This is a genomic window from Sinomonas sp. P10A9 (genome assembly GCF_041022165.1).
GTDB lineage: Bacteria > Actinomycetota > Actinomycetes > Actinomycetales > Micrococcaceae > Sinomonas > Sinomonas puerhi.
The window spans coordinates 4,192,468-4,210,709 of the sequence record NZ_CP163302.1 but is presented as its reverse complement, the minus strand read 5'-3'; the positions used below and the strand labels follow the sequence as shown (position 1 = coordinate 4,210,709).

The 18,242-nt window shown below is 70.2% G+C and carries 18 protein-coding genes; 8 read left to right on the top strand and 10 right to left on the bottom strand.

From position 1 onward, the window contains the following. Nucleotides 1-89 precede the first annotated feature (89 nt). The gene (locus AB5L97_RS19365) at nucleotides 90-1,877 is read left to right on the top strand and encodes a flavin-containing monooxygenase (protein ID WP_369045929.1); all 1,788 of its coding nucleotides are present in this window, start codon (nucleotides 90-92) and stop codon (nucleotides 1,875-1,877) included. Between the two features lie 143 nt (nucleotides 1,878-2,020). On the opposite strand, the gene AB5L97_RS19360 is transcribed toward AB5L97_RS19365, so the two are convergent. Further along, nucleotides 2,021-2,380, bottom strand: a complete 360-nt coding sequence (locus AB5L97_RS19360) for a VOC family protein (RefSeq protein ID WP_307958618.1) — start codon at nucleotides 2,378-2,380, stop codon at nucleotides 2,021-2,023. A 294-nt stretch (nucleotides 2,381-2,674) separates the two neighbouring features. Here AB5L97_RS19360 and AB5L97_RS19355 point away from each other — a divergent pair, with 294 nt between their 5' ends. After that, complete coding sequence (locus AB5L97_RS19355) at nucleotides 2,675-4,111, top strand: amino acid permease (RefSeq protein ID WP_369045928.1); 1,437 nt, start codon at nucleotides 2,675-2,677, stop codon at nucleotides 4,109-4,111. Nucleotides 4,112-4,258: 147 nt separating this feature from the next. Here the strand turns inward: AB5L97_RS19355 and AB5L97_RS19350 are convergent, their stop codons facing one another. Both AB5L97_RS19350 and AB5L97_RS19345 read right to left on the bottom strand, forming a co-directional pair. Then, nucleotides 4,259-5,062: a class I SAM-dependent methyltransferase gene (locus AB5L97_RS19350; RefSeq protein WP_369045927.1), complete on the bottom strand. Its 804-nt coding sequence runs from the start codon at nucleotides 5,060-5,062 to the stop codon at nucleotides 4,259-4,261. Between the two features lie 4 nt (nucleotides 5,063-5,066). Further along, nucleotides 5,067-5,984 carry a sigma-70 family RNA polymerase sigma factor gene (locus AB5L97_RS19345; protein ID WP_369045926.1) on the bottom strand — a complete coding sequence of 306 codons (918 nt, stop codon included), beginning with the start codon at nucleotides 5,982-5,984 and terminating at the stop codon, nucleotides 5,067-5,069. Between the two features lie 74 nt (nucleotides 5,985-6,058). On the opposite strand from AB5L97_RS19345, the gene AB5L97_RS19340 reads away from it, so the two are divergent. Then, nucleotides 6,059-6,877 carry an SDR family oxidoreductase gene (locus AB5L97_RS19340; RefSeq protein WP_369045925.1) on the top strand — a complete coding sequence of 273 codons (819 nt, stop codon included), beginning with the start codon at nucleotides 6,059-6,061 and terminating at the stop codon, nucleotides 6,875-6,877. Here the strand turns inward: AB5L97_RS19340 and AB5L97_RS19335 are convergent, their stop codons facing one another. From AB5L97_RS19335 to AB5L97_RS19320, 4 genes are read right to left on the bottom strand one after another with little or no spacing between them, the layout of a single operon-like run. After that, nucleotides 6,878-8,101 carry a glycosyltransferase gene (locus AB5L97_RS19335; RefSeq protein ID WP_369045924.1) on the bottom strand — a complete coding sequence of 408 codons (1,224 nt, stop codon included), beginning with the start codon at nucleotides 8,099-8,101 and terminating at the stop codon, nucleotides 6,878-6,880. Next, on the bottom strand, nucleotides 8,101-8,700 hold the full coding sequence (locus AB5L97_RS19330) for a TetR/AcrR family transcriptional regulator (RefSeq protein ID WP_369045923.1): 600 nt from the start codon (nucleotides 8,698-8,700) through the stop codon (nucleotides 8,101-8,103). Before AB5L97_RS19330 ends, AB5L97_RS19335 begins: the two co-directional genes overlap by 1 nt. Nucleotides 8,701-8,752: 52 nt before the next feature. Next, entirely contained in the window at nucleotides 8,753-9,346 is a 594-nt protein-coding gene (locus tag AB5L97_RS19325) for a TetR family transcriptional regulator (protein WP_307958610.1), read from the bottom strand. Then, complete coding sequence (locus AB5L97_RS19320) at nucleotides 9,343-10,938, bottom strand: MFS transporter (protein ID WP_369045922.1); 1,596 nt, start codon at nucleotides 10,936-10,938, stop codon at nucleotides 9,343-9,345. Before AB5L97_RS19320 ends, AB5L97_RS19325 begins: the two co-directional genes overlap by 4 nt. 92 nt (nucleotides 10,939-11,030) lie before the next feature. On the opposite strand from AB5L97_RS19320, the gene AB5L97_RS19315 reads away from it, so the two are divergent. The 3 genes from AB5L97_RS19315 (at nucleotide 11,031) to AB5L97_RS19305 (ending at nucleotide 13,492) form a co-directional block, all read left to right on the top strand. Next, complete coding sequence (locus AB5L97_RS19315; protein WP_369045921.1) at nucleotides 11,031-12,395, top strand: MATE family efflux transporter; 1,365 nt, start codon at nucleotides 11,031-11,033, stop codon at nucleotides 12,393-12,395. 13 nt (nucleotides 12,396-12,408) lie between these two features. Then, entirely contained in the window at nucleotides 12,409-13,032 is a 624-nt protein-coding gene (locus AB5L97_RS19310) for a hypothetical protein (RefSeq protein ID WP_369045920.1), read from the top strand. A 61-nt stretch (nucleotides 13,033-13,093) separates the two neighbouring features. Beyond that, nucleotides 13,094-13,492, top strand: coding sequence for a hypothetical protein (locus AB5L97_RS19305; protein WP_369045919.1), 399 nt, complete (start codon nucleotides 13,094-13,096; stop codon nucleotides 13,490-13,492). On the opposite strand, the gene AB5L97_RS19300 is transcribed toward AB5L97_RS19305, so the two are convergent. Then, a complete protein-coding gene (locus AB5L97_RS19300) occupies nucleotides 13,489-14,034 on the bottom strand; it encodes a CGNR zinc finger domain-containing protein (protein WP_369045918.1) in 546 nt (181 codons plus the stop codon). The two genes, AB5L97_RS19305 and AB5L97_RS19300, sit on opposite strands and share 4 nt — an antisense overlap. A gap of 80 nt (nucleotides 14,035-14,114) precedes the next feature. On the opposite strand from AB5L97_RS19300, the gene AB5L97_RS19295 reads away from it, so the two are divergent. Both AB5L97_RS19295 and AB5L97_RS19290 read left to right on the top strand, forming a co-directional pair. Then, a complete protein-coding gene (locus AB5L97_RS19295; RefSeq protein ID WP_369045917.1) occupies nucleotides 14,115-15,131 on the top strand; it encodes an EamA family transporter in 1,017 nt (338 codons plus the stop codon). 10 nt (nucleotides 15,132-15,141) lie between these two features. Further along, entirely contained in the window at nucleotides 15,142-15,414 is a 273-nt protein-coding gene (locus AB5L97_RS19290; protein ID WP_369045916.1) for a DUF2277 domain-containing protein, read from the top strand. Nucleotides 15,415-15,492: 78 nt separating this feature from the next. Here AB5L97_RS19290 and AB5L97_RS19285 read toward each other — a convergent pair whose 3' ends face one another. Both AB5L97_RS19285 and AB5L97_RS19280 read right to left on the bottom strand, forming a co-directional pair. Then, a complete protein-coding gene (locus AB5L97_RS19285; RefSeq protein WP_369045915.1) occupies nucleotides 15,493-17,853 on the bottom strand; it encodes a heavy metal translocating P-type ATPase in 2,361 nt (786 codons plus the stop codon). A gap of 4 nt (nucleotides 17,854-17,857) precedes the next feature. Beyond that, a complete protein-coding gene (locus AB5L97_RS19280) occupies nucleotides 17,858-18,088 on the bottom strand; it encodes a heavy-metal-associated domain-containing protein (RefSeq protein WP_307958601.1) in 231 nt (76 codons plus the stop codon). Nucleotides 18,089-18,242 lie beyond the last annotated feature (154 nt).

Sequence of the window (18,242 nt, the reverse complement as noted above, 5' to 3'; positions counted from 1 at the left end):
TCCCCTGCAACGTTCTGCAACGCTCCCGACAATGTGATGCACGCCATACTGTCGAACGCATCAGCTCAGGCGTTCAAAGGAGAAGTGCAATGGGTGATGCAGCGCTGCAGGGCGCGAGGCAGTGGTTCGCGGACCTCGATGCGGCGTTCGCCGCGGAGGACGCCGCCCGAGCCGCCTCGCTGTTCGGCGACGAGAGCTACTGGCGGGATCTCGCGAGCCTCACGTGGAACATCCATACGGCCGAGGGCCGCGGCGAGATCGAGGCCATGCTCGCCGCCGTCGGCCCGGATGCCTGGCCGCGCGAGCTCGAGGTGACGAGCGCGACCGAGAATGACGGAGTGACCGAGGCCTGGTACACGTTCCGCAACAAGGCGTTCCACGGCAAGGGCCTCGTGCGCCTTCGCGACGGGAAGGCGTGGACCCTCCTGTCGAGCGCACAGGGCCTCAACGAGTTCCCCGAGCCCTCAGGTCCGCGGCGCGAGCGGGGCGCAGAGCACGGCGTCAACGTCTCGACCGAGAACTGGCTTGACCGGCGGAACTCGCGTGCCGGATCGTTCGGCATCGACGAGCAGCCCTACGTGCTCGTTGTGGGCGGCGGCCAGGGAGGGATCGGCCTCGCGGCACGGCTCAAGCGCCTTGGCGTCCCCGCGCTCGTGATCGACAAGCACCCGCGTCCGGGCGACCAGTGGCGATCGCGCTACCACTCGCTGTGCCTCCACGACCCGGTCTGGTACGACCACATGCCGTACCTACCGTTCCCCGACCACTGGCCGGTCTTCACCCCCAAGGACAAGATGGGCGACTGGCTCGAGCACTACACGAAGATCATGGAGCTCGACTACTGGTCCAACACCGAGGCGCAGAGTGCAAGCTTCGACGACGATGCCGAGCAGTGGACCGTCCGCGTGGTCCGTGACGGTCGCGAACTCACCCTGACCCCGACGCACCTCGTCATGGCCACGGGCATGTCCGGCATTCCGAGCATCCCGAAGCTCGAGGGCCAGGACGTGTTCGGCGGCGACCAGCACCACTCTTCGAAGCACCCCGGCGGAGCGAAGTACGCGGGCAAGAAGGTTGTCGTGGTGGGCTCCAACAACTCGGCCCACGATATCTGCGCCGACCTGTGGCAGAACGGCGCCGAGCCGATCATGCTCCAGCGCTCGAGCACGCACATCGTGAAATCCGATTCGCTCATGGAGGTGGTGCTCGGGCCGCTCTACTCGGAAGAGGCACTGGCCAACGGGATCGACCACGAGACCGCGGACCTCATCTTCGCCTCCATCCCGTACAAGGTGCTCCCGGACTTCCAGCGCCCGGCCTTCGACGAGATCCGCGAGCGGGACAAGGACTTCTACGACAGCCTCGAGCAGACCGGCTTCCAGCTGGACTTCGGCGACGACGATTCGGGCCTCTTCCTCAAATACCTCCGCCGCGGCTCCGGCTACTACATCAACATCGGTGCCTCCGAGCTCATCGCCAAGGGTGCGATCCGGCTCGCGAACGGCCAGATCGACCGGCTCGAGGAGGACGCCGTCGTGCTCGAGGACGGCACCCGGCTCGAGGCCGACGCCGTGGTCTACGCGACGGGCTACGGCTCGATGAATGGATGGGCGGCGAAACTGATCTCGCAGGAGGTCGCGGACAAGGTGGGCAAGTGCTGGGGCCTAGGATCGGACACGGTCAGGGATCCGGGCCCGTGGCAGGGCGAGCTCCGCAACATGTGGAAGCCCACGCAGCAGGAGAACCTGTGGTTCCACGGCGGCAACCTCCACCAGTCGCGCCACTACTCGAAGTACCTCGCCCTCCAGCTCAAGGCGCGGCTCGAGGGGCTCGAGACCCCCGTCTACGCGCTGGCCGAGACACACCACACCCGCTGAGGAGGACTCCTGAACGAGGAGAACGTCAAGATCCCCGTGCATCCCTGACGCCCGCTCGGCTGCAGCGATGCGAACGACGGCGAGGGGTCGGCTCGAGCGGGAGCCGGCCCCGCGCCGTCGTGCGGATCTCCCTTTCCACACTGCTAGCTCAGGCAGAGGCAGAACGGGTGTCCCGCGGGATCGAGGAACACGCGGAACGTGGTCCCGGGCTGGTGGTCATGCTTGGTGGCCCCGAGCCCGAGGACCGCCTGCTCGGCGACGTCGAGGTCGTCGACCACCACGTCGAGGTGCATCTGCTGGGGCACGTGCTGGCCGGGCCACTGGGGAGCCGTGTAGGCCTCGACGCCCTGGAAGTCGATGACCTGGCCGTAGTCGGCACGAATCGTGGCCCACTCCTGAGATGACTTCTCGACCTTCCAGTCCAGCAGGGCCGAGTAGAACTCCGCGAGAGCGGCGGGGTCTGGACAGTCGATCACTACATTGGGAAACCGTGCGATAGCCATGCAGGCACGCTATCGGGGCAAGCGGACAGAATCTGTCCTCAGAGGTCGGGCCGCTGCCGAGCCGTGGTGGGCCAACCCCTGCAGGTGAACCGCGTCACCCACCGCTGTGGCAGGGCCAACGTTTCAATCAGGTTGCGAGAGGTTTCCATAAAGACAGGAGTTGTCTCAGGGTCACCAAAATCGGGCGTCTGCACCATGGGCCGGTATAAACCCTGTGCGATCGGCCCCGCATGCGCATCTGACAGGCCTTCACCATTGATTCCGTACTGACCCACAGAGATGGAGGTGAGGCTCATGGCTTCCCAACCCGAACTCCACAAGACCCTCAAGCCGAGGCACCTGTCGATGATCGCGATTGCGGGCGTCATCGGGGCGGGGCTCTTCGTCGGCTCCGGGGTGGCGATCCACCAGGCCGGCCCGGGCGTCCTCGTCGCATACGCGGCGGCCGGCGTCGTGGTGATCCTCGTGATGCGTATGCTCGGCGAGATGGCTGCCGCGAACCCCGAGACCGGCTCGTTCTCCGCCTATGCGGACAAGGCCCTGGGCCGGTGGGCCGGGTTCAGCATCGGCTGGCTGTACGCGTGGTTCTGGATCATCGTGCTCGGCATCGAGGCCACCGCAGGCGCGGCGATCATGCACCGCTGGATGCCGGGCGTCGACCAGTGGATCTGGGCCCTCGTGCTCATGATCGCCCTCACGCTGACCAACGTGTGGAGCGTCAAGTCCTACGGCGAGTTCGAGTTCTGGTTCGCGTCCGTCAAGGTGACGGCGATCGTCCTGTTCCTCATCGCGGGCATTGCCGCCATCTTCGGCCTTATCCCCGGCCTCCCGGCCCCCGGCACCACGAATCTGCTGGGCCATGGCGGCTTCATGCCCAACGGGGGCGACGCCGTGCTCGCGGGCATCCTCGTCGTCGTGTTCTCTTTCTTCGGAGCCGAGATCGCCACAATTGCGGCAGGCGAGTCCGCCGACCCCGTGACGGCCGTCCGCAAGGCAGTCAACTCGACCGTGTGGCGCATCCTGGTGTTCTACATCGGCTCGATGGCCATCGTCGTGACCCTCCTGCCCTGGGATGACGCGTCCGTGGCCAAGAGCCCGTATGTCGCCGTGATCGAGCGATTCGGCATCCCGGGCGCTGGCACCATCATGGACATCGTCGTGCTGACGTCGGTGCTCTCGTGCCTCAACTCCGGCCTCTATACGGCCAGCCGCATGATCTTCTCGCTCTCCACGCGCGGAGACGCACCCAAGTCCTGGGCCCGCATCTCCGGCCGCGGCGTCCCGGTCCGCTCGGTCCTCGTCTCCACGGTGGTCGGGTTCATCACGGTCGGCCTCAACTACCTCTGGCCGGACACGGTCTTCCTGTACCTCGTCAACACGTCAGGGGCAATCGCGCTGTTCGTGTGGCTCGTCATCTCGGCATCGCAGCTCATCCTGCGGCGCCGCGCCGACGCCGCCGGCACCAAGCTCGAGATCCGCATGTGGCTCTTCCCGTACCTCACGTGGGCGTCCATCGTGGCCATCGTCGCATTGCTCGTGGGCATGCTCTTCCTCCCCGACACCCGGGACGAGCTCATGCTCTCGGTGGCGCTCGCCGCCGTGCTCATCGCGATCGGCGCCCTCCGGTACCGGCGCCAGCGCGGCCCCGTGGGTCCCCACACGCACACCGTGGCAGAGGACCGGGCCGAGGCCGCCGAGGTCGCCGCAGAGGCCCACGGGCACGGCGCCTGACCCTCAGAGCACCTCTGGGCACCTCAGGCCATCGGTGAAACGCAGCGTTTGCACAGCGACGCGTACGACGGCGCGGGGCCGGCTCGAGCGGGAGCCGGCGCCGCGCCGTCGTGGGTCAGGTCACGACGGATGCGCCTGCGGGACGGGTCAGGCGATGCCCGTGAAGAAGATCGCCGTGAGCAGGCCCGAGAAGGGCTGACCCCCGAAGCGTTCCGCGAGAACACGGGTCACGTCTTCGGTGATCTGCGCGGGGCCTCCGTACTCTTCGGCGAGCTCGTGGGCCAGAGGGGTGCCCTGGCAGTGCGCCCGGGCGATGTCCCGCGCAGACGTTGGAGCACTGCGGTAGACGACGTCCCGGATGGTGACGTCCGAGAACCCAGCGGCCTCAAGCTCGCCGCGGATGATCGTGTGATCGGAGTATGCAAAGGGAACGCGGCGGATCAGCATGGGCGCCCGGCCGGGGAAGAGTTCCTCGAGCGCCTCCTGGACCGCGAGGCTCACCTCGTTGCGCTCGAGCGGCCCCCACACCGCAGCGGACAGCCGGCCCCCGGGCTTCAGCACCCGGCGCGCTTCCGCGTACCCGCGCGGCCGATCGGGGAAGAACATGATGCCGAACTGGCTGACGAGCGCGTCGAAGGATGCCTCAGGGAAGGGGAGATCCAGGGCGTCGGCCTGCTGCCACCGGATGGACTCGGAGGCGGGGAGGACCACGTCGGCCCGCGAGAGCATGGCTGGGTTGAGGTCGGTGGCCGTGATGGTGGCGCGCGGCAGGATCCGGTGAAGCGCCCTCGTCACGATGCCGGTCCCGGCCGCCGTCTCGAGGACGGTGCCTGGGCCGGAGGAGGCCACCTCGGCAGCCAGGTCGTTCGCGAAGTCCTGGAACATCATGGGCACGAGGACGGTGTCGTAGAGCTCCGGGATGGACCCTGTGAAGGCTGCTTCTGAGGACATGCGATCAGTATGGGTCCGGCCCGGGGGCGCCGGCACGTTCGCGCCAGCCTTCGAGGACTGAGACCCCAAGCGCGGCAAGCCGCGAGGGATCCGCCACGACGTCCACCCGGGTGACACGTTCGCCGTCCTGCGTGGACTGGACGGTGAACAGCAGCGCGATCCGCAGCCGGCCGCGCGGGGCCACCACGATGCCCACGGCCCCGTCGATGATCGCGGTCCGCGCGAACGGCGCCCGCGCGGCGGAGGCAGCGGCCGCCCGAGCGACCTTCTGGGAACCGCGAAGGGCGACGGCGACGCCTCCCGGGACCGCCGCGCCGTCCGCCACAAGCAGCACCTCCGGGTCGAGGACGGCCACGAGCGCCTCGAGGTCGCCCGTCCGTACGGCCCTCAGATAGGCGTGGACGGCGCGGGCCTGGCGCGCCCGGTCCGGCTCCGGGACCGGCGAGCCCTCCACACGGCGTCGAGCACGGCTCGCGAGCTGGCGCGTCGCCTCCGCGGACTTGTTGAGGATCTGCGCGATGGGCTCGAACGGGACGTCGAACATGTCGTGCAGAACGAACGCGAGCCGCTCCGCCGGCTGGAGCCGGTCCAGCACGACGAGCAGCGCGAGTCCCACTTGGTCTGCGAGGAGGGCCTCCTCTTCGGGTCCTGGGTCCAGGCGTGCAGCGGTGAGCGCCGCCTCGAGGGGTACCTCCGGCCGAGCCCCGCGCGAGCGCAGCACGTTCAGGCAGATCCGCCCCACTACGGTGGTGAGCCACGCGGGCAGGCTTTCGATCGCCTCCGCCTCGGTGCTGGACAGCCGCAGCCACGCCTCCTGCAGGGCGTCGTCCGCCTCCGCGAGCGAGCCGAGCATGCGGTACGCGACGCCGCGGAGCCGCGTCCGCTCCACCTCGAAGCGCTCGGCCAGAAGATCTTCCTCCACGGCTGTCACACTTCCGCACTCCACGGTGTCAGGCAAGCAGGACGGGAGATGCCCGGACGGAGGAGGAGAAGACCATGGCAACGACCATCCTGGTGACCGGCGGGACCGGCACGCTGGGCCGGCAAGTAGTGGAGCGGCTCGCAGCGGCGGGGCATGCGGTGCGGGTGGCGAGCCGGCACGCGACCACGGCTGATCCTGCGCACGACGCCGCGCGGCCGGCTGCCGTGGAGAACGTCGCCGCAGACCTCGACACGGGACGCGGCGTGGACGCGGCGCTCGCGGGCATCCGCACGGTGGTCCACTGCGCGGGCGCCCAGAAGGGCGACGGCGACAAGGCACGGATGCTTGTGAGGGCCGCGCGTGACGCTGGCGTCATCCATCTCGTGTTCATCTCGGTTGTCGGCGCGGACAGGGTCCCCGTGACAGGACGGTTCGACCACATGGCGTTCGAGTACTTCGCATCCAAGCGCGACGCCGAAGGGGTCGTCGAGGGATGCGGGATCCCGTGGACCACACTCCGCGCGACCCAGTTCCACGACCTCGCCCTGCTCACCCTCAAGGCCATGGCCAAGCTGCCCGTGGTGCCGGTGCCCAGCGGTACGCGGTTCCAGCCTGTCGATTCGGGCGAGGTCGCGGACCGGCTCGTGGAGATCGCGCTCGGCAGTCCCGCGGGCTACGTCCCCGATCTGGGCGGGCCGACCGCCTATGCGTTCGGCGACCTCCTGCGCTCGTACCTCGCCGCGGCGGGGCTGCGCCGTCTCATCGTTCCGGTGAGGCTGCCTGGCGACGCGGCCCGGGCGATCCGCGCCGGTGCCAATCTGGCGCTGGACCATGCGGACGGCCGCCGGACCTGGGAGGAGTTCCTCGCGGGACATCTGCCGGTCCGGGCCTGATCAGGTTCTCAGGAGCTCCTCCACGGCGTCCGCTCCGGCGGCAGCCCCGCCTGCGGCGCGGTAGCCGGCAGCGACGCGCCCCGCGCCGTCGGCCATCCCCGCTGCCCGGCGCACGGCGTCCCGGAGGCGTTCCGGGGTGAGCCTTCCCTTGGACAGCCGCACACCGGCATGGGCGTGGGCAACGCGGGCGCCGACTTCGAGCTGGTCGCGACCCCAGGGCACGACGACGGTGGGCACTCCCGCGCCGAGGGCCTTCTGGGTGGCGCCCATGCCGCCGTGGGTCACGGCGACGGCGGCGCGGGCCAGAATGGGTCCGTGCGGGACGAACTGCTCGATCCGGACGTTCGGAGGAAGGGGCCCGAGGTCCGCGACGCCGGCGGGCATGGTGACCACCACGCGGTAGGGCTCCTCCGCGAGCCCCGCGACCGCGGCCCGCGCGAGCGCCTCATCGGCCTGGTACTCCGAGGACGTCGTGACGAGGGCGAACGGGTCTCCGGGCTCGTCGACCCACGCGGGTACCTCGGACGGCGGTTCCCACGGCAGAGCCCCGATCGAGCGGATCTGCGGGAGCCAGTCGGTGTGCGCGTAGTCGAACGGCTCGGACGTCGTGACGAGCATGAGCGGAGCCGAGCGGAAGAACTGGTCCACGGTGTCCACCGGTGCGAGCCCGTGTTCGGCGCGCACCGAGTTGATCGGCCCGAGGTACCGCTTGGTGAGCTGCCCCATGATGAGGCTGCGCAGCGTGGCGTCGCGGATGCGGCCGAGCGGCCCGCCCCGCGGAGCCAGGCCGGGTCCGAACGGCGGCGTCCCCGCCGAGCTGATCGGCGGGACGTAGGGGCTGAAGGACGCCCACGGCCCGCCCCAGGCCTGCGCCGCGGCGGCGGCACCCCACGCGTTGATGTCGACGATCGCGGCGTCCGGGGCCACGTCCCGCAGCGATGCGGCGGCGTCGGCGCCGTCGAACTCCGCCCGCTGCGTGAACGTCTCCGCGTTCGCGGACAGCGCCTCGAGCGGGTTCCGCGCGCTGAAGTCCTGATGCCAGATGGCCGCGATCCGCGCGTCGGTCGGTTCCGCCTCGAGGCCGAGGCCTCGGAGCGTCTCCACGTGCTCGGCGAACGTGCGCACGTGGACGCGGTGGCCCCGGGACCGCAGCTCGAGCAGGAGGGGCGTCATCGGGAAGAGGTGTCCCGTCGCGGGGGACGTGTAGGCGAGGATCGTGGACATCATGGCCTCCGGACCAGCGGCTCGAGGAGCTCGAGCAGGGAATCGATGTACGCCTCGAGGCTCAGCCCGGCGTCGTGCCGGAGGAGCTTGTAGACGTAGACGTCGCACACGGCGACGAACTGGGCCAAGCGGCGCGTGCGCTCGGGGTCGCTGAGCCCCTCGAGGTAGGGGGCGAAGACGCGCTCGCACCATGCGCGGTGGATGTCGCGGGCCATCCGGGTGCGGTCCGCGATGTACTCGGAGTTCGGTTCCTCGGAGAGCATCCGGAGCGCAAGGGGAGCGTCGGTCTCGTAGTGCTCGGCTAGGTTGGCGATGGCTCCGGGCAGGTCTCCGACGGGCGCACGGTCGCGGAGCGTTCTCACGCGGGCCGCGGCACGCTCGCCGGCTGCAGCAAGGACCCCGTCCCAGTCTCCGCAGTGGCGCAGGACCGTCTGGACCGTCACGCCGGCCCGATCGGCCACGAGGGCGAGCGTGAGCTGGCTCAACGGCCGCTCGATGAACAGTTCGAGGGCGGCCTCGGCGATCCTGCCGGCCGTGGCGGCGGCTGCCTCGGCACGCTTGCCCATGGCGTAAGGCCGTGTCCCGGCCTCAGAATTCATGTTAATGACACTAACGCGAAAATCTCGCGTCGTCCAGACTCCGATGGCGGCCTCAGGCCTCGAACCGGAGTCCTGACTCGAGCAATGCGAGGGCACTGTCCATCATGGCGGGCAGGTCGCCTCGGCCGTCGTCGGCCACCCAGCGCTCGAGCACCGCCGTGAGGGCGCCCATGAGTGCACCGGCCGCGATCGCGATGCGCGGATCGTCCTCGGCGATCCCGAGCCGGCGGGCAATGACGTCCCCGAACAGGTGGCTGATCTCGTGGTTCGCCGCGAGGATCCTGTTCCGCAGCGCGGGGGTGGTGAGGGTGAGCCTCATGCGTTCGAGGACGCGCTCGCGGTCCTCGCGGTAGAACGTGGTGAACCCGACCCGGATGGCGGCGCGGAACGCGCCGACGAATCCGGCGTCCAGCGGCGCCTTCTCGAGGGCCGCGATGAGCGTGGGGTCGTACTCGTCGGAGAGCACGAGGTCCTCTTTGGTGGGGTAGTAGCGGAAGCACGTGCTCGGGGAGACTTCGGCTTCGGCAGCGATCTGCTCGACCGTGGTCGCGTCATACCCCTGGGCGGCGAAGAGGCGCAGCGCCACATCCTGGATGAGGCGCCGCGTCTTGGCCTTCTTGCGCTCGCGCAGACCGGGTTCCGTCATGTATTCATCTTGTCAGCCCTGATGGGCGCCGGCTGGGCGGACGACGCCGTGTGCTCGCCGCGGGCACGTCCGGGCAGGACCGCGGCCATCACCACGGCGATGAGGACTGCTGCGGCGATGCAGACGACGCTCACTACGTGGACGCCGTCCAGGTAGGCGCTCCCGGCCGCGGCCTTGAGCGCGTTCCCCGCGGGCCCGAGCCGCGAGGCCACGGCGACGGCCCCGCCGATCGAGTCGTGTGCGGCGTCGGCGGCCGCGGCTGGAAGGTGCGCCGTCGCGGCATCCATGCCCCCGCGGTACACGGCGGTGAGGACGCTGCCCAGGATCGCGACCCCGAGGGCGCCCACGGTCTGCTTGACGGCCAGGTTGACCGCTGTGCCGGTGCTCTGGATCCCGTCCGGCAGCGAGTCGAGCATGGCGGTCGTGGCCGGCGGCATCGCGATGCCGAACCCGAGGCCGGTGGCAGCGAGGGCCGCGAGGAGCGGCCAGTAGTCCGAGTCGGGGACGAGCCGCAGGAGTGCGGCGAAGCCCGCGGCGGAGATGAGGATCCCGGCGGGGACCACCACGCGGAGGCCCACGAGCGCCGTCGTGCGCGTCCCCACGGCCGCGCCGACGACCAGGGCCAGCATCATCGGCAGAAGCTTGACGCCGGTGACGAGCGCGGAGTCGCCGAGGAATGCCTGCAGGTACAGCGGGAGCGCGAACAGCAGGCCCATCATGACGAATGAGGTCAGGGCGGTAGCGATGGTGGGCCAGACGAACATCCGGTTGCCGGTGAGCCGCGGATCGAGCAGGGGCGCCGCGGCTCGCCTCTCGACGAACCAGAAGGCCACCAGCAGCCCCGCGCCGCCGATGAGCGGGACGAGAACCTCGCCGGAACCCCAGCCGCTGACCGGCTCCTGGGTGATCCCGTAGACGATCCCGGCGAGGCCCGCGACGGTCAGGAGCATCCCGGCGAGGTCGAAGCGCCGCCGGCCGGAATCCTTCGAGTTCGGGATGAGCGTGAGTCCCGTGGCGAGCGCGATCGCCACCGTGGGCACGTTGATGAGCAGCGTGGAGCCCCACCAGTAGTTGTCCAGCAGCCAGCCGCCCAGAAGCGGGCCGAGCGGCATGCCGAGGCCCATGGCGGCCGTGATGACGGCGACGGCCTTGGCGCGCTCGCCCGGGGCGAAGACGGTCGGGAGGATGGACATGGAGAGGGGGAACACGGCCGCGGCGCCGATCCCCATGACCGTCCGGGCCGCGACGAGTTCGGCGGGGGTGGCCGCGAACGCGCCGAGGGCGCTCGCGGCCACGAAGACCGCCAGGCCCACGGCGAGGACCGTTCGCCGGCCGTACCGGTCCCCGAGCATTCCGGCAGGGATGAGGAGCACCGCGGAGGTCAGCGTGTACCCGTTGACGATCCACTGCAGGTCCGTGGTGCTCGCGCCGAGTGCGCGGGAGATGTCGCTGAGGGCGACGTTGAGCACCGTCGCGTCGAGGCCGACGACGAGCATGGTGAGTGCCAGCGCTCCGAGGATCCACCACCGACGGGGGTGCCCCGCCTGGGTCTCCGCGGACGCCGTGGCCGAGGAGTTCTTGAATGTTGCCATGAAAAGAGAGTAGCTCTCATAATCTGGTGACTGTCAATAGGGTGACCCATCCATTTCGAGTGTCGTCGGTGCCCCCGCCTAGAGTGGTTCGCATGGAGCCCACGGAACGCGTCGGCGCGAGGACCGACGGAGGGCGGGAGGCGCCGTCGACCGCCCGCGAGATCCTCCGGCTCGCGGTCCCTGCGTTCTTCGCTCTCATCGCCGAGCCGCTGTTCCTCCTGGCCGACTCTGCGATCGTGGGCCACCTCGGCGTCGACCAGCTCGCCGGCCTCGGTCTCGCGACCACCGTGCTGCAGACCGCCGTCGGGCTCATGGTGTTCCTTGCGTACGGGACCGGGCCCGCCGTGGCGCGGTTCCTGGGTGCGGGCAAGATGGGCCACGCGATGGCAGCCGCGCGCGACGGCGCCTGGCTGGCGCTGCTTCTTGGCCTCGCCCTCGCGGCGCTCGGCTGGGCCACCGCGCCCTGGATCGTCGGGCTGCTCGGCGGCTCGGCTCCGGTCCAGGCGTACGCGGTCGAGTACCTCGTCTGGTCGATGCCGGGCCTTGTCGGGATGCTGCTCGTCTTCGCGGGAACGGGTGCGTTGCGGGGCCTGCAGGACACGCACACGCCCCTCGTCGTTGCAACCGTTGGTTTCACGGGGAACATCGTCCTGAACCTGCTGTTCGTCTACGGCCTCGGATGGGGCATCGCCGGCTCGGGGATCGGCACGAGCGCCGCCCAGCTCGGCATGGCCGTCGTGTACATGGGCATCGTGCTCCGCCGCATGCGGCACGAGGGCGTCGGGTTCGCGCCCAGCAGGCACGGGGTCCTGGATGCCGCCCACGTCGGCTCGTGGCTCATGCTGCGCACCCTCACGCTCAGGGCCGCGATCGTCGCGACCGTCGTCATCGCGGCGCAGCAGGGGGCGGCGAACCTCGCGGCGCATCAGCTCGTCATGACGCTCTTCAGCTTCCTGGCCTTCGCCCTCGATGCCCTCGCGATTGCCGCCCAGGCGCTCATCGGCAAGGAGCTCGGCGCCTCCCACGCGGCCCGCGCCCGTGACCTCACCCGCACGATGGTCCGCTGGTCACTCGGCTACGGGGTTGTCACGGGGGCAGTTCTCGCGGTCTCGGCGCCGTGGATCGGGTGGATCTTCACAACAGACCGCCAGGTGCACACGGCCCTCCTCCCGGCGCTCCTCGTGCTTGCCGCGAGCCAGCCGGTGTGCGGGTATGTGTTCGTGCTCGACGGGGTGCTGATCGGCGCCGGGGATGCCCGCTACCTCGCGCTCGCGGGAGTCCTCAACCTCGTCGTCTACGCGCCGCTCGTGGTGTGGGCGGGACTCTTCGGTGGGGGCGGTCCGGCCGGGCTCGCCTGGCTCTGGGCGGCGTTCGCCGGCGGGTACATGCTCGCGCGCGCCCTCACGCTGGGCCTGCGCGCCCGCGCCGATGCGTGGATGGTGCTCGGCGCCCACTGACTACACTTGGTCCGTGCCTGATTCCCCCACACCCCCGTCCCCGAGTCCGTCCGGAGACGAGAGCCAGCGCGCCCTCGCGGGCCCGGTGCTGCTGCGCGGCGCGATCGCGCTCGTGTTCGGTGCGGTCACCGTGTTCTGGGGGACGCCCACCGCGTTCGGCGGGGCCTGGTGCCTCGCCGCGTACTTCGTTGGCCTGGCAGTGGCGCGCACGTGGCTGCTGCGCCGGCAGGGCCGCGCGGCCGATTCCGCTGCCCGGCCGTCGGGCAGCGCGCGGGTCGTCGCATCGGCAGCGTACGGCGTCGCCGCGGCGGTAGGTCTGGGCCTCGCCGCGGCACCGGACACCGTCGTCATCGGGATCGGAGCCGCGATTGCGTTCGCCGCGACGGGCCTTGCGGACCTCGCCTCCGGTCTGGCTTTCAGGGTCGCCGGCCAGCGCCGGAGCCCCCTCGCGCGCGACGAGGTGATCACCGGCGTCGTGCATCTCGGGGCAGCCATTTTGCTGCCGTTCTTCGGCGCTCTGGGGGCACATGCGCTGCTCGGCGTCGCGGGCGGGGCGGCCATCATCACGGGTGTCCTGCTCGTGATCGCAGGCCTCAGCCTGCGGCACGATTCCCCCGCCACTGCCGAAGTGGCCTAGAATCGAGACGTTCTACTTCTCGTAGAAGCAACCCACCACCCCGGTCGCCTGAGGAGGGCTCATGTCTGATGCACCGCGTGGTCCCCGCGTCGGGATCAAGGGACCGCTCCTGTTCTCGGCGGTCTTCGGGGCCATCGCCTTCGTTGTCGTCCTGTTCGCAGCATCGGGCGGCACCCAGAACGGCCTGCGCTACGACCTCGCCATCGCCGCCTTCGGCATCGCGTTCATCGCGTGCCTCGTGATCGCCGCGATGCTCTCGATGAGCTACAAGGAGAACGCGGAGCACCTCGGCCAGGGCGACGGCGTCAACCTCCGCTCCGAGGACCGGCTCAAGCGCCCCACGGCGAAACCTGACCAGACCGCCACGACGGATCGCGCCGAAACCCCGGCCGCGGACGATGCAGCACCAGGCAGCCCGGACGCCCCCGACAAGACTGAGGACGAGGGCTCCGCCTCCTAGCCCGCCGCCCGGCGCTCCCGGTAGGCGCGCACATGCGTCCGGTTGGCGCAGTTGCCGGTGTCGCAGAAGCGCTTCGAGCGATTCTTCGAGAGGTCGATCAGGACCGCCTCGCAGTCATCCGCCGCGCAGACCCGCAGCCGGTCCAGCTCCTTGGCCCGGATCACATCCACGAAGGCCATGGCGGCCTCCGTTCCCATGCGGTCCGCCAGTGGCGCCTCGGGCGCGGTGGCGTGAAGGTGCCAGTCCCAGCGGTCGTGCTTGACGAGCTGGGGGAGTGCCTGGGCCTCGCGCAGGAGCGCGTTGACGATTCCCACGGCGTCGTCCTCCGGCGCGCTCCAGAGTCCCCGCAGGCGCGCCCGCAGCGTGCGCACGGCGGCCAGCTCGGCGGCGTCGTGCGTGCGCGAGCCCGTGAACTCCTCCTCGTCGAGGAAGCGGTCCAAGTCCTCCCCGGTCGCGAGCAGTTCACCGCGGTCGGCGTCGAGGGTGTTGACGAGGTTGACGGCGCTCCGGAGCGCCACCTCGGTGTCATGGGCAAAGATCACGTTGACTCCTGACCCTCCAGTGGCCTAGTGTCATGACCATACTCCAAGTTTACCCATGACATGATTTTGGGAGGTGCCCTGTGCTGTCGAGGCTGTCTGAGAATCGGTCCGCATCCGGACTCGTCTTCGCCCTGCTCTCCGCGGCCACCTTCGGCATCTCCGGACCACTGGGCAAGTCCCTGCTCGAGGCAGGCTGGACTCCGGGCTCCGTTGTGGGGAGCCGCATCGGGCTCGCAGCGCTGATCATGGCGATTCCGGCGGTGTGGGTGATGCGCGGGCAGTGGTCGCGGCTGCGCGGCGGCGTCGCGCTCATGGCCGCGTACGGCTCGGTCGCCATCGCTCTGTGCCAGTTCTTCTACTTCAACGCCGTGGCCCGCATGAGCCCGCCGGTCGCGCTCATGCTCGAGTACCTCGCGCCCATCATCCTTGTGGGCTGGGTATGGCTCCGCACGCAGCGCCGCCCCGGCGCGCTGACGATCGGCGGCACGGTCGTGGCGATGCTCGGCCTCGTGCTCGTGCTCAACCTCCTCACCGCGCAGCAGGTGGACCCGATCGGCGTCCTGTGGGGGATCGCGGCAGCCGTCTGCCTCGCCGTGTACTTCGTCCTGTCCGCGAAGTCCGACGGCGTCCTGCCGCCCTTCGTGACAGTGGCCGGGGGGATGGTGTTCGGCGCGATCACGATCGGCGTCCTCGCCCTGGTGGGCCTCCTGCCGGTGGCGGCGACGTTCGGCAGCGTCGATCTCCTGGGCACCGGGCTCCCGTGGATCGTGCCGCTTGCCGGTATCACCCTCGTGGCGGCGGTCCTCGCCTACACGCTCGGTATCATCGGCACGCAGCGCCTCGGCTCGAAGGTCGCGAGCTTCGTCTCGCTCACCGAGGTGCTGTTCTCCGTGATCGCCTCGTGGATCATGATCGGCGACGTCCCGGGCCCGCTGCAGTTCGTCGGCGGCGCACTCATCGTGGGGGGAGTCGTGATGGTCCGCACGGACGAGCTCCGTTCCCCCGCGGCCGAGGCAGTGCCAGACTTCGCGCCCGAGGCGCTGCCCGCAGCCGAACCTGCCACGGGGGCCCTCCCGATCGTCGAGCGGCGCGCCTAGCATTGACGGCATGTGCCGCAATATCAAGGTCCTGCACAACTTCGAGCCCCACGCGACGAACGAGGAAGTCCACGCCGCGGCGCTCCAGTACGTGCGGAAGGTGAGCGGGAGTACTCACCCGTCCAAGGCGAACGAGGAGGTGTTCAATCGGGCCGTCGAGGAGATCGCCCACATCACGGGGCATCTCCTCGAGGACCTCGTGACGAGCGCATCGCCGCGGAGCCGCGAAGTCGAGGCCGCCAAGGCGAAGGCCCGGGCCGCCGTCCGCTTCGGAACGGCCTGACCCAGACGTATCGGCACAACTCGGAGCCGGGCCCAGCGGGATCCGGCTCCGGAGCCCCGAGCTGTGCCGACGCGCCCGCTAGCGACCGAATCGCGTGAGCCGCAGCGAGTTCGTGACCACGAGCACCGAGCTCGCGGCCATCGCGGCCCCGGCGACCATAGGGTTGAGCAGCCCGAGCGCCGCGATCGGAATGCCGATGGTGTTGTAGGCGAACGCCCAGAACAGGTTGGCCTTGATGATCGAGAGCGTCCTGCGGGAGAGCTCTATCGCCGTTGCAACCTGGCGGAGGTCGTCGCCCATGACCGTGAGCTCTGCGGCTTCACGGGCGACATCGGTCCCGGAGCCCATCGCGATCCCGAGGTCGGCCTGGGCCAGCGCGGGGGCGTCGTTGACGCCATCCCCGGCCATCGCCACTCGCGCGCCGCCGGCCTGGAGCCGTTTGACCACCGCGACCTTGCCCTCAGGCCGGACGCCAGCGTGGACGTCCTGAGCGGCAATCCCCACTTCGGCCGCGACGCGCGCCGCGACCGCGGCGTTGTCCCCCGTGAGCAGCACGGGGCGCAGGCCCAAGGCCTTGAGACGCGCAATGCCTTCCGCGGAGCCGGGCTTGACCGTGTCCCGCAGGCTCAGCATCCCCGCCACCCGACGGTCGACGGCGACCCACACCGCCGTTGCCCCGCCGGACTCCCGTTCGGCGAACATCGCGAGCTGGGCTGCATCGGGCATCCCGTCCTCGGCGAGGCGCGGCACGATCCAGTCGGTCCGGCCCACCAGCACCTCGCGGCTCTCGCCTGAGACCTCGACGACTGTTCCCTCCACGCCGCCACCGGCAGCGGACTGGAAGCCGACGACGGCCGGCTGCCCACCGCCGTCGTGCGTGCCTCGAGTCCCGCCGATTCCCGACGCGACCCGCGCGGCCTCCGCGGCGACGATGGCCTTGGCGAGCGGATGCTCGCTCCCGGCCTCGACGGCAGCGGCGAGCCTCACGAGGTCGAGGTCGGACGCGCCGAACGTGTCGACCGCATCGAGCGCGAGGCGCCCGGACGTCACAGTGCCTGTCTTGTCGAGCACGATCGTGTCCACCGCCCGGGTGTCCTCGAGGACCTGGGCCCCGCGGATGAGGATGCCCAGCTGTGAACCGCGGCCGCTCCCGGCGAGCAGGCCCACAGGGGTCGCAAGGCCCAGGGCGCACGGGCACGCGATGACCAGCACGGCCACCGCGGCCGTGAAGGAGGACGGCAGCGAGCCGCCGAGCACCTGCCAGGTGATGAACGTGAGGACCACGATCGCAAGCACGATCGGGACGAAGACGCCGCTGATCCGGTCGGCGAGCCGTGCGATCGGCGCCTTGCCGGTCTGCGCCTCGGACACGAGCCGCGCCATGGCGGCGAGCGTCGTCTCGGAGCCGACCCTCGTCGCCTCGACGACGAGCCGGCCCGACGTGTTGACCGTCGCGCCGGTCACGGGGGAGCCCTCGGTGACCTCGGCCGGCAGGGATTCGCCCGTGATGATCGAGGTGTCCACTGCCGAGGCGCCGTCACGGACGATCCCATCTGTAGCGATGGTCTCGCCGGGCCGCACTACGAACAGGTCCCCCGGCACCAGCTGCTCTGCGGGCACCACGGACTCGACGCCAGCCCGCAGGAGGGTGGCCTGCTTGGCGCCGCGGTCGAGCAGCGCGCGCAGGGCATCGCCGGCACGGGACTTGGCCCGGGCCTCGAGCCAGCGACCGAGCAGGAGGAACGTCGTCACGACCACGGCCGTCTCGAAGTACAGCCCGCCGGTGCCGGTCATCTCCATGCCCGGGTGCTCGGTCATCCGCGGATCCACGATGAGCTGCACGAGCGAGTAGAGGTAGGAGGCCGCGACGCCGATCGAGACGAGCGTGTCCATCGTCGAGCCGCCGTGCCGGGCGTTGACCGCGGCGGCACGGTGGAACGGCCACGCGGACCAGGTGACGACCGGCAGCGCAAGCGCCGCGACCCACCAGCCCCAATCCATGAACTGCGCGGACGGGATCATCGAGATGAGCACCACAGGGATGGTCAGTGCCGCCGCGACCGCGAGGCGCGGCAGGAGGGCATCGACCGAAGACGGCCTTCGGCTGGCTTCGTGGATCTGGGAGGTCCGGCCGGGCTCAGCCCCCGTGACTTCGGGGCCGTGCTTGATCGGCACCTCTTTGACCCGTGCCTGATACCCGGCGGCCGCGACCGTGGAGAGCAGCTCCTGGTCGCTCACCCCTGCAGGGACCTCGACCCTCGCGGACTCGAGTGGGAGGTTCACGGACGCATGCACGCCCTCGATCTTGCCGAGCTTGCGCTCGACCCGCGTGACGCACGAGGCGCAGGTCATGCCCTCGATGTCGAGCTCGACGATGCGGGACAGCCCCGCTTGGGAGACCAGCGCAGGCGGCAATTCGGTGGTGCCGGGTCGGTCCATGGTTCTAGGCGTTGCTGTCTACGATGACGTAGCCCGCCTCGGCGACGGCCTCGCTGATGGACTCGTGCTTGAGCTTCCGGTCCGAGCTGACAGTCACCTCGGAGACGCCGCCGGCGTTGAGGTTGATCGAGACGCCCTGGACGCCGTCGATCGCTTCGATCTCTTCGGTGACGGATGCAATGCAGTGGCTGCAGGTCATGCCATCGACCTGCACGGTGGTGGTGAAGTGGCTCATGGTGCTGCTCCTCGGGTTCGGGTGCTCGGTGGAGGACTTCCTGATCTCCGCTGCCCCGGGCGCGGGGCTGAACGAAAGCCGGGACAGGGGGATGAACTCTGTGGCGCGGGCGTTGCCGCCGGTAGTGCTGCGGGTGGTGCCCCCGCAGCCGCAC